General features: G+C 71.9%; 14 protein-coding genes. 7 read left to right on the top strand and 7 right to left on the bottom strand.

From position 1 onward, the window contains the following. Positions 1-3: 3 nt before the first annotated feature. The 5 genes from ACFYY6_RS25385 (at position 4) to ACFYY6_RS25365 (ending at position 3,846) form a co-directional block, all read left to right on the top strand. A complete protein-coding gene (locus tag ACFYY6_RS25385; protein WP_389195305.1) occupies positions 4-1,650 on the top strand; it encodes an FAD-dependent monooxygenase in 1,647 nt (548 codons plus the stop codon). A gap of 32 nt (positions 1,651-1,682) precedes the next feature. After that, positions 1,683-1,769 carry a putative leader peptide gene (locus ACFYY6_RS25380; RefSeq protein WP_351516398.1) on the top strand — a complete coding sequence of 29 codons (87 nt, stop codon included), beginning with the start codon at positions 1,683-1,685 and terminating at the stop codon, positions 1,767-1,769. 229 nt (positions 1,770-1,998) lie between these two features. Then, complete coding sequence (locus tag ACFYY6_RS25375; protein ID WP_351623998.1) at positions 1,999-2,472, top strand: cysteine dioxygenase; 474 nt, start codon at positions 1,999-2,001, stop codon at positions 2,470-2,472. Between the two features lie 89 nt (positions 2,473-2,561). After that, positions 2,562-2,930 (top strand): rhodanese-like domain-containing protein, encoded by a 369-nt coding sequence (locus ACFYY6_RS25370; RefSeq protein WP_351624000.1) that lies wholly within the window; start codon positions 2,562-2,564, stop codon positions 2,928-2,930. 256 nt (positions 2,931-3,186) lie between these two features. After that, positions 3,187-3,846, top strand: coding sequence for a hypothetical protein (locus ACFYY6_RS25365; RefSeq protein WP_351516242.1), 660 nt, complete (start codon positions 3,187-3,189; stop codon positions 3,844-3,846). A gap of 61 nt (positions 3,847-3,907) precedes the next feature. On the opposite strand, the gene ACFYY6_RS25360 is transcribed toward ACFYY6_RS25365, so the two are convergent. Continuing rightward, on the bottom strand, positions 3,908-4,639 hold the full coding sequence (locus tag ACFYY6_RS25360) for a TetR family transcriptional regulator (RefSeq protein WP_351516241.1): 732 nt from the start codon (positions 4,637-4,639) through the stop codon (positions 3,908-3,910). Between the two features lie 157 nt (positions 4,640-4,796). On the opposite strand from ACFYY6_RS25360, the gene ACFYY6_RS25355 reads away from it, so the two are divergent. Then, a complete protein-coding gene (locus tag ACFYY6_RS25355) occupies positions 4,797-6,335 on the top strand; it encodes an MFS transporter (RefSeq protein ID WP_389195302.1) in 1,539 nt (512 codons plus the stop codon). Positions 6,336-6,515: 180 nt separating this feature from the next. On the opposite strand, the gene recX is transcribed toward ACFYY6_RS25355, so the two are convergent. The 4 genes from recX to ACFYY6_RS25335 form a co-directional block, all read right to left on the bottom strand. Further along, positions 6,516-7,295, bottom strand: a complete 780-nt coding sequence (gene recX, locus ACFYY6_RS25350; RefSeq protein WP_389195299.1) for a recombination regulator RecX — start codon at positions 7,293-7,295, stop codon at positions 6,516-6,518. Positions 7,296-7,298: 3 nt separating this feature from the next. Beyond that, a complete protein-coding gene (gene recA, locus ACFYY6_RS25345; RefSeq protein ID WP_351516236.1) occupies positions 7,299-8,420 on the bottom strand; it encodes a recombinase RecA in 1,122 nt (373 codons plus the stop codon). A gap of 484 nt (positions 8,421-8,904) precedes the next feature. Beyond that, entirely contained in the window at positions 8,905-10,077 is a 1,173-nt protein-coding gene (locus ACFYY6_RS25340) for an AI-2E family transporter (protein WP_351623956.1), read from the bottom strand. Positions 10,078-10,300: 223 nt separating this feature from the next. Further along, complete coding sequence (locus tag ACFYY6_RS25335; protein ID WP_351516234.1) at positions 10,301-10,495, bottom strand: DUF3046 domain-containing protein; 195 nt, start codon at positions 10,493-10,495, stop codon at positions 10,301-10,303. A gap of 79 nt (positions 10,496-10,574) precedes the next feature. Here ACFYY6_RS25335 and ACFYY6_RS25330 point away from each other — a divergent pair, with 79 nt between their 5' ends. Continuing rightward, positions 10,575-11,489, top strand: coding sequence for a hypothetical protein (locus ACFYY6_RS25330; RefSeq protein ID WP_351516232.1), 915 nt, complete (start codon positions 10,575-10,577; stop codon positions 11,487-11,489). 212 nt (positions 11,490-11,701) lie between these two features. Here the strand turns inward: ACFYY6_RS25330 and ACFYY6_RS25325 are convergent, their stop codons facing one another. Continuing rightward, positions 11,702-12,019, bottom strand: coding sequence for an AzlD domain-containing protein (locus ACFYY6_RS25325; protein ID WP_351516230.1), 318 nt, complete (start codon positions 12,017-12,019; stop codon positions 11,702-11,704). Beyond that, the gene (locus ACFYY6_RS25320; RefSeq protein WP_389195296.1) at positions 12,016-12,852 is read right to left on the bottom strand and encodes an AzlC family ABC transporter permease; all 837 of its coding nucleotides are present in this window, start codon (positions 12,850-12,852) and stop codon (positions 12,016-12,018) included. Before ACFYY6_RS25320 ends, ACFYY6_RS25325 begins: the two co-directional genes overlap by 4 nt. Positions 12,853-12,935: the final 83 nt, after the last annotated feature.

Genomic DNA, 12,935 nt, shown 5'->3' with positions numbered 1-12,935 from the left:
CCCGTGGACCCGGTGATCGTCGTCGGCGCGGGACCGGTCGGTCTGGCGCTGTCGCTCGCCCTCGCCGCCCAGGGTGTGCCCTCCGTCCTCCTCGACGAGGACCAGGGCCGGGACGAGACGCGCCCCGCTCGGACCGTGATCCTGCGCGAGGACACCGCTGACCTGGTCGAACGGCTGGGCTGCACGGCGCTTGGGCACGAGGGCGCGCGGTGGTCCGGGTGGCGGTCCATGCGGCGCAGGCAACTGGTGCGTGAACTGCCCCTGAGCACGGGCGAAGGCCGGGGCCGGGACGAGGACGCAGTCGACGGCGATCCGCCGCCGCCCTCCCCCGTCCACCTGCCGCAGCACACCCTGACCCGCGGACTGCGGGACGCGGTCGCCACGCAGGAACTCGTACGGGTGGTGCCGTACAGCCGGGTCGACCGGCTGGAGCAGGACACCACCGGCGTCACGGTGCACACCAGGGAGCCGAACGCCACGTGGTGGCGCGGGAGTTACGTGGTGGGGTGCGACGGCGCCCGGTCCACCGTGCGCAAGCTCCTCGACATCCGCTTCCCGGGACGCACGGCGGTGGAGCGCCATGCCGTCGCCGCGTTGCGCACCGAACTCCCCTGGCCGGGGCAGGCCGTGCTGCACCGGCTGCCACCGTGGCGCGCCGGCGGCGCCGAGGTGACCGCGCGTCCGCTCCCGGACGGCGTCTGGCGGCTGGACTGGCTGCTGCCGCCGCGCGGCGAACTGGTCACCCCGGACGCTCTGATCACCCGGATCCGGGACACCCTGGCCGGCTGGTGCGGCGAGACGCCGCCGTACGAACTGCTGGACACCGGCGTGTACACGCTGCACCATCGGCTCGCCCTGCGCTGGCGGGCCGACCGGGCCTTCCTGGCCGGGGACGCCGCCCATCTACTGGGCGCGCTGGGCACCCAGGGGCTCGACGAGGGGGTGCGGGACGCCGAGAACCTCGCCTGGAAGCTGGCGCACGCCTGGCACCAGGGCGCCTCGGACGTACTGCTCGACAGCTATCAGGCGGAGCGGCGGGCCGCGGTGGCCGCGCGGCTGCGGGCCGCGGACCAGTCGCTGCCGGTCCTGCGCGGCGGTGGGGGGCTGCGGACCCTGGTCCCGGGGAGCGCACGGGGGCACGACTCCTTGCTCATGGACGGGCATCTGGGCCGGGGCCCCCTCGGCGCGCCCCCTTCGTACTCGCATTCGCCCCTTGCGCCCGCGCATGCCGAGGCGCACACCTCCGTGGGTACGCCCCCCGGTGCGCCGGTCATCGATGTGCGGGTGACGGCGCCCGACGGCACGACCGTACGGCTGCGCGAGCGGCTGGGGCTGGGGAACCTGCTGGTGCTCCTGGTGGCGCCCGGCACCGGGGTGTGGGACCGGCGGCACTGGATGACCGCGGGGGTCATGCCCCGACTCGCCACGGCGGTCGACGCGCTGCCGGTGCGGAGCGAGCTTCTGGTGACGGAGAGCTATCCGGGGGCGTCGGCGCACACCGTCCTGCTGATCAGGCCCGACGGTCATCTCGTGGCGTCGTTCGGCGGGGTGCGGCCCCGGGAGCTCCACGCGGCGGCGGACGCGGTACGCGGCGGGGCGGTACACACCACCGAGCGCTCCGACCGCGACCGGACGGTGGACGTCAATTGACCGCTGCCGGTCCGCGTGGTGTACTCCGGAACGTGACCGACACCGATGTGCGCCTGTGGCGGAGGGTCCATATGGACCTCTTCCGCTATGCGGGCTGCGTGTGTCGCCCGTCCTGCTGACTCGCCCCTCCCTGCCGCGCCGTGCGCTCTTCCGTACGGCGCGCGCCCGCGCGAACCTTCAGGACGGCTCTCCTTGTCTGCTCCTTCCTCATCCTCCGCACCCCTGCCCGCCTCCGCCGGTACCGAGTCCGTTTCCGGCTCGTCGGACCGTACGGGTGCCGTTACGACGGCCACCGGTCCAGGTGCCGTCTCCGGGCCGACGGCCGGTTCCGGTCCGTCGTCCGCCGAACTGCTCGACTTCGTCCGCCGGGTGGCCGCCGACCCCCGCATCGTCGCCTCGCTCCCCCTCGACCCCGAAGGGCGCACCTGGCTCCCGCTCGACGGCCCCGGCGGCAGTGAGGCGTGGCTGATCGGCTGGCCACCGGGCAGCGGCACCGGCTGGCACGACCACGCCGACTCGATCGGCGCCTTCACCACCGCGACCGGCACCCTCAAGGAGTACTCGCTCGCCGCCCGGCTGCCCACCGACGGCTGGAAGACCCTGGAGCTCACCGACGGCATCGACCGTTCCCGCGTGCTGACCGCCGGTCGGGGCAGAGCCTTCGGCCATCACCACGTCCACGAGGTGCTGAACGAGTCCACCACGGAGCATGCCGTCTCCGTCCACGCCTACTTCCCACCGCTGCCCCGGATCCGGCGCTACAGCCGAACCGGTTCCGTGCTCCGCCTCGAACAGGTGGAACGGCCGGAGGACTGGCAGTGAGCGACAGGTGCGCGGCCGGATCCGAACCGGTCGGCCGCGCGAGCGGGTCGGAACCGGTCGATCGCACGAGCGGGTCGGGACCCGTCGGCATCGACGAACTGCTGGAACGTGTCCGGTCCGGGTTCGTCAGGGTCGGTCCGCGGGAGGCCGCCGCCGCGGCCGAGGACGGGGCACTGCTCGTCGACATCCGCTACGCGCAACTGCGGGAGCGGGACGGGCTGATCCCCGGAGCACTGGTCGTCGAACGCAATGAACTGGAGTGGCGGCTGGACCCGTGGGGAAGCCACCGGCTGCCGGAGGCGGTGGGCCACGACCTTCGGATCGTGGTGGTCTGCGACGAGGGCTACGCGTCGAGTCTCGCCGTCGCGTCCCTGCGGCAGCTCGGGCTGCACCGGGCGACGGACCTGATCGGCGGCTTCCAGGCCTGGCGCGCGGCGGGACTTCCCGTGGACGTGTGACGGGCAGGGGCAACGCGGACCGGCACACGGGGGGGCGGAATCACGATCGCCACCGGCGCCGTGTACGTGCGCCGCGTGGGTACGGAACCGTCCGAATCGTCCCGGCCCACGCGCCGCGGGCGGCAGCTCCGTATCCCTCGTCCGTCCCTCGAATCCGTCGCGACACACCCGAACGCCGCACTCCGGTGGAGCGATCTCCGCTCACGGCGGACATTCGGCTCAACGCCGAGAACGACGTGACGGAGGCACCGCGCCCATGCCGACCCCCTTCCCCACCACCCCCGCACCCGCCCTGACCCCCGATCTGCTCGATGCCCAGGTCGTTCGCCTGTACGACACCGAGGCATGGCGGCAGATCGTCTCCGGCTGGGATCTCACGGCTTCCGAGCCGGTGCCCCTGCCCTCCCCCGGGGCTGCGGAGCAGGCGCCGGGACCTGGACCGACGGACTGGCGCGCCCTGCTGTCCGTACCGGTCGACCGGCTCATCAGCGAATCCGTCCGGGCCCTGCCCGCCACCGCGCCGCGCGAGCGGCCCCTTCCCGGGCGGCTGGGCGCGATCCTCCCCGACCGGCTGCACTCCTGGCGCCGCATCGGACAGCCTGATGTGCGGCCCTCCACGCATCTCGCCCACGCGCGAAGGATCCTGACCGAGTGGGGCTGGCAGAACACGCCCTACAAACTTCGCAACGCCCGCGGGGCACGGTGCGTCTGCGGCGCCCTCCTCACCGCACACCGTCTGGGCTACGGCTCCCTGGACACTGTGGACCGGGCGGGCGCCTGGCTCGTCACCGAGCTCCGCTCCCGGGGCTGGACCGGTCTGATCGGTCCGTGGAACCGCCACCCCGACCGTACCGCCGAGGAGGCACTCGCCCTGGTCGACGCCACCATCGCCCGCGCCGTCCGCGCCGGTCAGTGAAGGCGCCCGGTCCACGACGCCGGCCCGGGACACGGAGCCGTGTCCCGGCACAGCCGCTGCGTCACACCCCGGTGCCGCCCGTGGCGAGCAGGGCGTCGACCACGTCGCGCAGCGGGTCTCCGAGGTCTTTCTCGGTGGCCGACGCGAGCGGTTCCAGGCCGCGGGAGGCGCGCAGCACCGTGATGCCGAAGGCCACGGACAGCACCAGTTGCGCGCGCAGGAGCAGTTGGTCGCCGCCGGGGGCGTCGGGCCGCCATCCGGCCGCCGAGGCGAGCCGCTCGCTGAACGTTCGCAGCAGGCCGGTGCGCATCCGCTCGGTGCGCTCGTCACCGGAGGAACGCAGCAGCAGGAGGAGCGCGTCCCTGGGAGCGTCCGAGGCGGGCACACCCGCGGTGTGACCGCTGATGACCTCCGGGATCTGTTCCAGGTCGGCGACCGTGCCCGCCTCGCGGGAGAGTTCGCCGATGACCGCCTTCAGACAGGCTTCGAAGAGACCTTCCTTGGACCGGAAGTAGCGGTTGATGAGCGCGACGTTGACACCGGCGTCGTCGGCGATGTCGCGCACGGTGGTGGCCGCGTATCCGTCGTGCGCGAAGCGGCGACGGGCCGATTCGAGCAGGAGCGCACGGGTCCTGGCGCCGGTGCCCCGCCGGGCCGTCTGCGGCGCACCGGCCGTCGCAGCCAGGGGCGTGGTGCCGGCCGACGACGTGGGACCGGTGGTCGCCGCGGACGGCGCGGGACCGGTCGTCGACGACTCGGGCGAGGGGTCGTCTGGGGAACTGCTGGCTCTCATTGCTGTCCTCTCTCCACCCGAACGGTACGTCCACCGCCATGTAAACAAATGTTGACCGCACGCCCGGGCCTGCTCTAGCGTCCATGTAAGCAGATGTTTACTTATGGCCCCGGCGAGGGAACCGAGCCCGGCGGCCCCTCACTTCCTGGAGTCCCGAATGGACGCCCCCCAGCCCACGGCCCGCACCGGTGGTGTGGTCGCCACGCTGGCCCTCGCCGGCATCACCGCCGCGGTCATGCAGACCCTGGTCACACCGCTCATCGCGGAGCTGCCCGAGATCCTGCACACCACGTCGTCGAACGCGGCATGGGTGATCACCGTCACCCTGCTGGCGGGAGCGATCTGCGTACCGATCTCCGGACGGCTCGGCGACCTGATCGGCAAGCGCCGCATGCTCCTCGCGTGCTCCGTACCGCTGGCGGTCGGCTCACTGGTGTGCGCCCTCGCCGCCTCCGTCGTGCCGATGATCATCGGACGCGGGCTGCAGGGGATGGGCATGGGCATGGTGCCGCTCGGCATCGCCCTGCTGCGCGACGTGGTCCCCGCGGAGAAGCTCAGCTCCGCCATCGCGCTGGTGAGCGCCTCCATGGGGATCGGCGGCGGGCTCGGTCTGCCGATCGCGGCGGCGGTGGCCCAGTACGCCGACTGGCGGGTGCTGTTCTGGGGCTCCACCGTCCTGGCCGTACTGATCGGCGCGGCAATCTGGTTCCTCATCCCCGAGGTCCCCGCCGGGGCCAGGGGTCAGCGCTTCGACGTCCCCGGGGCGGTCGGGCTCGCCGCCGGACTGGTCTGCCTGCTGCTCGCCGTGTCGAAGGGCGCCGATTGGGGCTGGACCTCCGCGACCACCCTCGGGCTGTTCGCCGCGGCCGTCGTGGTCCTGCCCGCCTGGGGCGCCTGGGAGCTGCGCACCAGGGATCCGCTGGTCGACCTGCGCACCACGGCCCGCCCGCGTGTGCTGCTCACCAACGTCGCCTCCGTCTTCGTCGGCTTCGGCATGTACGCGAGCATGCTGGTCGTGCCGCAGCTGCTCCAGTTCCCGGAGGCCACCGGCTACGGACTGGGCCAGTCGATGCTCGCCGCCGGTCTGTGGATGGCGCCCGGAGGCATCATGATGATGATCGTCTCGCCGTTCGGCGGGAAGCTCACCGACGCCCGCGGCCCGAAGTTCACCCTGATCTGCGGCGTTCTGGTACTGGCCGTCGGGTACGGCCTGTCGCTCGTGCTCATGAGCTCCGCATGGGGCCTCATGCTCGCCCTCGTGGTCATCAACAGCGGAGTGGGGCTCGCGTACGGCTCGATGCCCGCACTGATCATGAGCTCGGTCCCGCTCGCCGAGACCGCCGCCGCCAACGGCTTCAACGCCCTCATGCGTTCACTGGGCACCTCGGTCGGCGCCGCCGTGATGGGCGTGGTCCTCTCGCAAATGACCGTCACCATCGGCGGCCACACCTTCACCTCCGAGAGCGGCTTCCGTTCCGGCCTGGTCATCGGCTGCGGCATCGCGCTCGTCGCCGCGCTCATCGCCGGTGTCATCCCGGCCGCCCGTGCCGTCCCCCGCACCGGAGGCGAAGCCACACCCGCCGCACCCGAGCACACCGCCCCCGGGCAGGCCGCAACCGGGCACGCCACAGCCACACGGACCGCACCGCTCCCCCAGGACGCGCAGAGCGCCCAGGTCACGCGGGCCGAGGTCTGACGGGACGACCTCCTCCCGTTCGGCAACCGCCGCGCCGTGGTGCCGACACGCCGGAGCGCCGCAGTGGCCACACGCCTCTTCCGGTGCCCCGCTGTCGGCACCCTGCACGCCTCAACCGCCGACTGCCGTCACATGCGGACCTCTCGGAACCCCACATCACCCACCACCGTCCGGCGCCGATCAGAACGGCTCGTCCAGCCCCTCCGTGTCCTCCCCCTCCTCCTCCAGCGCCTGACGCACCACGCGCAGCGCCATGCCCTCCCCGTACCCCTTGCGAGCGAGCATGCCCGCGAGGCGACGCAGCCGTCTGTCACGGTCCAGCCCGCGAGTCGAACGCAGTTTGCGCGCCACCAGTTCACGGGCCGTCGCCTCCTCCCGCTCCGCGTCGAGCTGCCCGACCGCCTCGTCGATCACGGCCGAGTCCACCCCCTTGGTGCGCAGCTCACGGACGAGCGCCCGGCGGGCGAGCCCCCGGCCGTGGTGCCGGGACTCCACCCAGGCATCCGCGAAGGCGGCGTCGTCGATCAGACCCACGTCCTCGAAGCGGGACAGCACCTGCTCGGCCGCCTCGTCCGGGATCTCCCGCTTGCGCAAGGCATCCGCGAGCTGCTTCCGGGTGCGTGGGGTCCCGGTGAGCAACCGCAGGCATATGTTGCGGGCCTGCTCGACCGGATCTCGCGGTTCCCCCTTCTCGGCCCTCGACGAGGAGGGGGAACCGCTGCTTCTGGAACGGGAGCGGACACGACGCGCCGCCCCCTCGCCGGAACCCGAGGCCGAACCGGGTCCCGGGCCCGGACCATGGCTGCCCCCAGCCTCCGGCCCGTACGTTTCCTCGTACCCGTACGCGCTTTCGTACCCGTGCTCGTCCTCGCACCCGGCGAGATGCCCGACGGCGAACCCGGAACCGGGGTCGGCGCCCGGCTCCGTGGCGCCGACCGGCCACTCCGTACGACGCGTCATGGGTCAGCTCTTGGCCGCCGCGGCCTTGGCAGGCTTGGTCTTGCCGGCCGGAGCAGGCACCGCCTTCGCGCTCTCCGCCGGAGCCGCGGCGCCGCCTCCCGAGCCGGTCTCGGCGACGTTGTCCTCCGCCCTGACGCCGACACCCAGCTTCTCGAGGATCTTCTTCTCGATCTCATTGGCGAGGTCGGGGTTGTCCTTGAGGAAGTTACGAGCGTTCTCCTTGCCCTGGCCGAGCTGGTCGCCCTCGTAGGTGTACCAGGCACCGGCCTTGCGGACGAAGCCGTGTTCCACACCCATGTCGATCAGACCGCCCTCGCGACTGATGCCCTGCCCGTAGAGGATGTCGAACTCGGCCTGCTTGAAGGGCGGCGAGACCTTGTTCTTCACGACCTTGACGCGGGTGCGGTTGCCGACGGCCTCGGTGCCGTCCTTCAGCGTCTCGATCCTGCGGATGTCGAGGCGCACCGAGGCGTAGAACTTCAGCGCCCGGCCACCGGTCGTGGTCTCGGGGGAGCCGAACATCACACCGATCTTCTCGCGCAGCTGGTTGATGAAGATCGCCGTGGTCTTGGACTGGTTGAGCGCGCTGGTGATCTTGCGGAGCGCCTGGCTCATCAGGCGGGCCTGGAGACCCACGTGCGAGTCGCCCATCTCGCCCTCGATCTCGGCGCGTGGCACGAGCGCGGCGACGGAGTCGATGACGATCAGGTCGAGAGCGCCGGAGCGGACCAGCATGTCCACGATCTCGAGGGCCTGCTCACCGTTGTCCGGCTGGGACAGGATGAGGTTGTCGATGTCGACGCCGAGCTTCTTCGCGTACTCGGGGTCGAGGGCGTGCTCCGCGTCGATGAAGGCCACCGAGCCGCCCTGCTTCTGCGCGTTCGCCACGGCGTGCAGTGTCAGCGTCGTCTTGCCGGAGGACTCCGGCCCGTACACCTCCACCACACGGCCGCGCGGCAGACCACCGACGCCAAGGGCCACGTCGAGAGCAGTGGACCCGGTGGGGATCACCTCGACGGGCTCGTTCGGCCGCTCGCCGAGGCGCATGACCGCGCCCTTGCCGAATTGCCGTTCAATCTGTGCGAGCGCGGCGTCCAGCGCCTTCTCGCGGTCGGTTCCTGCCATGGGTTCCACCCGATTTGCTTGTGTCGATCGCTTCACGTCAAAGACGCTAACCCCTGCCACTGACAATGGGCCTCGACGTCCTCCCGGCCTGTGGATAACTCCACGGTCGGGCCCGGGAAAACGCGGCCGGAATCCCATAAGAATGGATGTTCGATTTCAGTGTCAAGCGCACCGCGCCGGACCGGGCCACCTCCTGTGACGACCTCTGTCGTCGTGCCCCGTCCCCTGCCGTCGAGGGCCGATCGCGGACGTTCGCGATGCCCCCACCGGCCAGGACGCGAGTTCGTCTTCCTGACACGACGTCCGTGACCTCCGGTGATCCGGGTGCCGGTCTCCGGCTCCGGCCCGGAGGCTCGCGCAGCCGGGAAGGCGTGATCGGTCCGCGCAGCGGCAACGTGCCCGGCCGGGACCGCCGGGCGCCCGCGCGGCCGCGCCGTCACGCACCCCGGGGCACTTCCGGGCCTCCCGGCGCCCCCTTCCCCGGTCAGGCGCCCTCCGGACTCTCCGCCTCCCCGGCACCGGCCCGGGCGTCGTGGCCCGTGTCGTTCTCGTCCGTCCGCCAGAAGCGGCGCAGCCGGGTGAACGGCGCCTCACCGCGTCGCCGACGGGAGCCGTGCACCCGGGGGTCGTCCGTCACGTCGTACCGCTTCACATACGCGCCGAGGAACGCCTGGAGGGTGGCGACGGCCGGGATCGCGATCAACGCGCCCACAGCGCCCATCAGCGCGGTACCCGCGATGACCGATCCGAACGCGACGGCCGGATGAATGTCGACGGTCTTGGAGGTGAGCTTGGGCTGCAGGCCGTAGTTCTCGAACTGCTGGTAGACCACGACGAAGCCGAGCACCCACACCGCGTACCAGGGGTCCACGGTGAACGCGATCAGCATCGGCAGGGCTCCCGCCAGATAGGTGCCGATCGTGGGTATGAACTGGGAGACCAGGCCGACCCAGATGGCGAGCGCCGGCGCGTAGGGAACGCCGAGGATCACCAGCACGATGTAGTGCGCGATTCCGGAGACGAGTGCCATCAGGCCGCGCGAGTAGAGGTAACCGCCCGTCTTGTCGACCGCGATCTCCCAGGCCCGCAGGACCTCCGCCTGTCTGGCGGGCGGCAGGACCGAGCACAGGGCGCGCCGCAGCCTGGGGCCGTCGGCGGCGAAGTAGAACGAGAACAGGAAGACCGTCAGGAGGCGGAAGAGCCCGCCGAGCACGGTGGTGGAGACGTCGAGCACTCCGCTCGCGCTGTTCTGGACGTACTTCTGCAACCAGTCGGAGTGCAGCAGGCTGTCCTGGACCTCGACCCGGGACAGCTCGGTGTGGAAGTTCTGGTTGACCCAGTTGATCACCGAGTCCAGGTACTTCGGGAACTCCTCGACCATGTCGACGATCTGGCCGGCGAGCATCGAGCCGAGCAGCACGACGAAGCCGGTGGAGGCTATCAGCACGGCGAGGAAGACCAGGAAGGTGGCGACGCCGCGGCGCATTCCACGTGCGGACATGCGACTCACCGCGGGCTCGATGGCGAGCGCCAGGAAGAACGCGATCAGTACGTTGATCAGCAGCCCGACGAGTTGGTCGAACGCCCAGCTGCCGAGCCGGAAGCAGGCGTAGAGCGCCAGGGCGAGCACCATGGCGCGCGGCAGCCACACAGGCATACGGGTCGTCGGTCGGTGGCCGGCCGACGCCACCGACGGGTCCGACGGAGCGGTCCGGGTGTGGGGCGCCGCCTGGGGCTGAGCCGTCGGGCCTGTGGCGACTGTCTGGGTTGTCTGGGCTGTCTCGTCTGCAGATGGCACCGCTCCAGTCTCACCCACCACGGTGACAAACGGCGGTCCGCCCCGCGCAACGGCCACAGGTCCGGCGCCTGATGGGGAGGAATCAGCGCTTGTCGGCGGGGATGCCGACCGCCGCGCAGACCCCTCGCCAGACGTCCTTCGCCTCCCAGCCGGCGGCCAGCGCCTGGTGCACCGTCTGCCCGTCGAGTTCGGACATCACATGATCGCGTGCGAAGGAGTCGGCGTACCCCGCGCCGAAGTGGTCCGCCATCCGTTCCCAGAAAATCGTCAACCGCATGACCTCAGTATCCCGCTCCTGAGGGTGCAGCCCGACCGCTACGGCTTGCCGAGAGCGCTTACCGCCCTACGGTCGGTCCATGGCTGGAACCGGAACAAGTCCCCTCAACCGTGCCGAGCAGTTCATCTGGCTCACGGCCCGTGTCCTGGAACAGCGGCGGTTCGCCCATCACTTCCTGGGAGGAAGCGCCGACGCCGTGGAGACCGCGCTCACCGCCTACCTGAACGAGGACGGCGGATACGGGCACGCGCTCGAACCGGATCTGCGCGGACCCGTCAGTCAGCCGCTGCACATCGCGCACGCCCTCAACGTCCTCGACTCGGTCGGCCGCTGCGGCGGGCCACGGGTGGAACGGATCTGCCGTTTCCTGACCGATGTGTCGACCAAGGAGGGGGCGTTGCCCGCCCTGCTGCCGACACAGCGCGGCTACCCGGCCGCGCCGTTCATCCCGATCGTCGACGATCCGCCCGCGGAGCTGCTGGCCACCGGCCCCGTGGTCGGGCTCCTGCACCGCAACGCGGTGTGGCACGCCTGGCTGTTCCGGGCCACCGATTTCTGCTGGTCGGCGGTCGAGGCCCTGGACCGGTCGCATCCGTACGAGATCGAGGCGGCGCTCGCCTTCCTGGACGGCGCTCCGGACCGGGCCCGTGCCGAGGCGGCGGCCGACCGGCTGGGGCGGCTGGTGCGGGAACAGCGGCTCGTCGTGCTGAATCCGGAGCGGCGTGCGGACTACCCGGTGGCGGCCGGGTACGCGCCGGGCGAGCAGCACTTCCCGTACGACTACGCCCGGACGCCCGATTCGCTGGCGCGGGCCTGGTTCACCGACGAGGAGCTGGAACGCTCGCTCGACCATCTCGCGGCCGAGCAGCAGACGGACGGCGGTTGGCCGGTGAACTGGCGCCGGTGGGCCCCGGGGACGGCCCTGGAGGGGCGGCCCCTCGTGACCCTCAAGGCACTCCTGACCCTGCGGGCCCACGGGCGCGACATCGGCTGAGAACGCCCGGGTGTCGCCGCGGTGCACCCCACGCAGGACGCCACGCGGGACGCCACGCGGCCCGGCGCACCCCGACCACCGCTCATGGCCCACCCGTCACTCGTGGTTCGACCGTCGCGCATGTCCCAGCCATCGCTCATGACCCGACCGTCGCTCCGGCCCGTCCGTCGCTCACGAGTGGCCCGTCGGTCGGGTCGTCGCCCGCGCGGCTGTCACCCGAGTGCCGGGGCGAGGGCGCGTACCAGCGCCGTGACGGCCACGGCGGTGCCCACCACCACGAGAAAGGGAGCGCGCAGCGCCAGGGCGAGCGCCGCTGCCGCGAGCCCCGCGCCCCTGGCGTCCAGGGTCAGGCCCCGGCCGTCGCCGAACGTCTGCTGTGCGGTGAGGGCGGCCAGGAGCGCCACGGGCAGGAGTGCGGCGAGCCGCCGGGTGAGCGGGCGTTCCAGCACCCCTGCGGGCACCAGCAGGCCGAGCAGTTTGGCGAGGTAGCAGCCGACGGCGGTCAGCGCGATGGCGATCCAGACGTTCACCGGCTCGCCTCCGTCATGGCCGTACCCCGGGTCGTGCCCTTGCCGCGTCCCTGGGAGGGCCCTCCCTTCCCGCGTCCGCGCAGGAAGAGGACCACGGGTGCGGCGAGCGCGGACAGCAGGACGGGGACGCCTGCGGGCAGTACGGGCAGCAGCCCGAGCGCGAGCAGGACCGCGAGCGCGGCGGTGACGCGCTCCGTCGTGCTCTTCAGCATCGGCGCGAGAAGGGCGAGGAAGACCGCCGGTGATGCCGCGTCCAGCCCCCAGGCATCGGTGTCTCCCAGTGCCTCGGCGCCGAGGGCGCCCAGCAGTGTCGTCAGGTTCCACAGCACGTAGAGGCTGAGCCCGGTGACGGCGAAGCCGATCCTCGCGGCCCGCCGGGTGGGCTGCGACAGGGTCACGGCGGTCGTCTCGTCGATGACCCACTGGGCGGCGAAGGGCCGCAACGCACGCGGGAGCGCGAGGAGCTGCGACAACCGCAGGCCGTAGAACGAGTTGCGTACGCCGAGGAAGAAGGCTCCGGCGGCCGCGGTGTACGGATTGCCTCCCGCCGCGAGGGCTCCCACGAGGGCGAACTGCGAGGCGCCGGTGAAGACGGCGAGACTGAGCGCGCAGGTCTGCAGCAGGCTCAGCCCGGAACCGGCCGCGGTCACGCCGAAGGCGAAACCGGAGAGCCCGACCGCCGTCCCGACACCGAGCGCGTCACGTACGACGGCCGCGTCCGGCTTCGGTCCGGTCACGTCCGTCGACGAACCGGCCGCATTCGACCTCGAACCGGTCACATCCGGGCTCGGACCGACCGGGTCCGCCTCCGGACCGGCCGCATCCGCCCTCATGCCAACGGCATCCGTCTCCGACCCGGTCGTGCGCGCCCTCGGATCGGGCGCATGGGTGCTCGTCCCGGCCGCTTCGCCGTGGC

Origin of the sequence: Streptomyces sp. NPDC001750, from assembly GCF_042892615.1 — a bacterium.
Classification (GTDB): domain Bacteria; phylum Actinomycetota; class Actinomycetes; order Streptomycetales; family Streptomycetaceae; genus Streptomyces.
This window is presented reverse-complemented; position numbering and strand designations above follow the sequence as displayed.

Excerpts from the sequence above, each read along its gene's own strand:
- ACFYY6_RS25365 (WP_351516242.1), top strand. The coding sequence starts at position 3,187 with ATGCCGACCCCCTTCCCCACCACCCCCGCACCCGCCCTGACCCCCGAT.
- ACFYY6_RS25360 (WP_351516241.1), bottom strand. The coding sequence starts at position 4,639 with ATGAGAGCCAGCAGTTCCCCAGACGACCCCTCGCCCGAGTCGTCGACG.
- ACFYY6_RS25355 (WP_389195302.1), top strand. The coding sequence starts at position 4,797 with ATGGACGCCCCCCAGCCCACGGCCCGCACCGGTGGTGTGGTCGCCACG.
- recX (WP_389195299.1), bottom strand. The coding sequence starts at position 7,295 with ATGACGCGTCGTACGGAGTGGCCGGTCGGCGCCACGGAGCCGGGCGCC.
- recA (WP_351516236.1), bottom strand. The coding sequence starts at position 8,420 with ATGGCAGGAACCGACCGCGAGAAGGCGCTGGACGCCGCGCTCGCACAG.
- ACFYY6_RS25340 (WP_351623956.1), bottom strand. The coding sequence starts at position 10,077 with ATGCCTGTGTGGCTGCCGCGCGCCATGGTGCTCGCCCTGGCGCTCTAC.
- ACFYY6_RS25335 (WP_351516234.1), bottom strand. The coding sequence starts at position 10,495 with ATGCGGTTGACGATTTTCTGGGAACGGATGGCGGACCACTTCGGCGCG.
- ACFYY6_RS25330 (WP_351516232.1), top strand. The coding sequence starts at position 10,575 with ATGGCTGGAACCGGAACAAGTCCCCTCAACCGTGCCGAGCAGTTCATC.
- ACFYY6_RS25320 (WP_389195296.1), bottom strand. The coding sequence starts at position 12,852 with ATGAGGGCGGATGCGGCCGGTCCGGAGGCGGACCCGGTCGGTCCGAGC.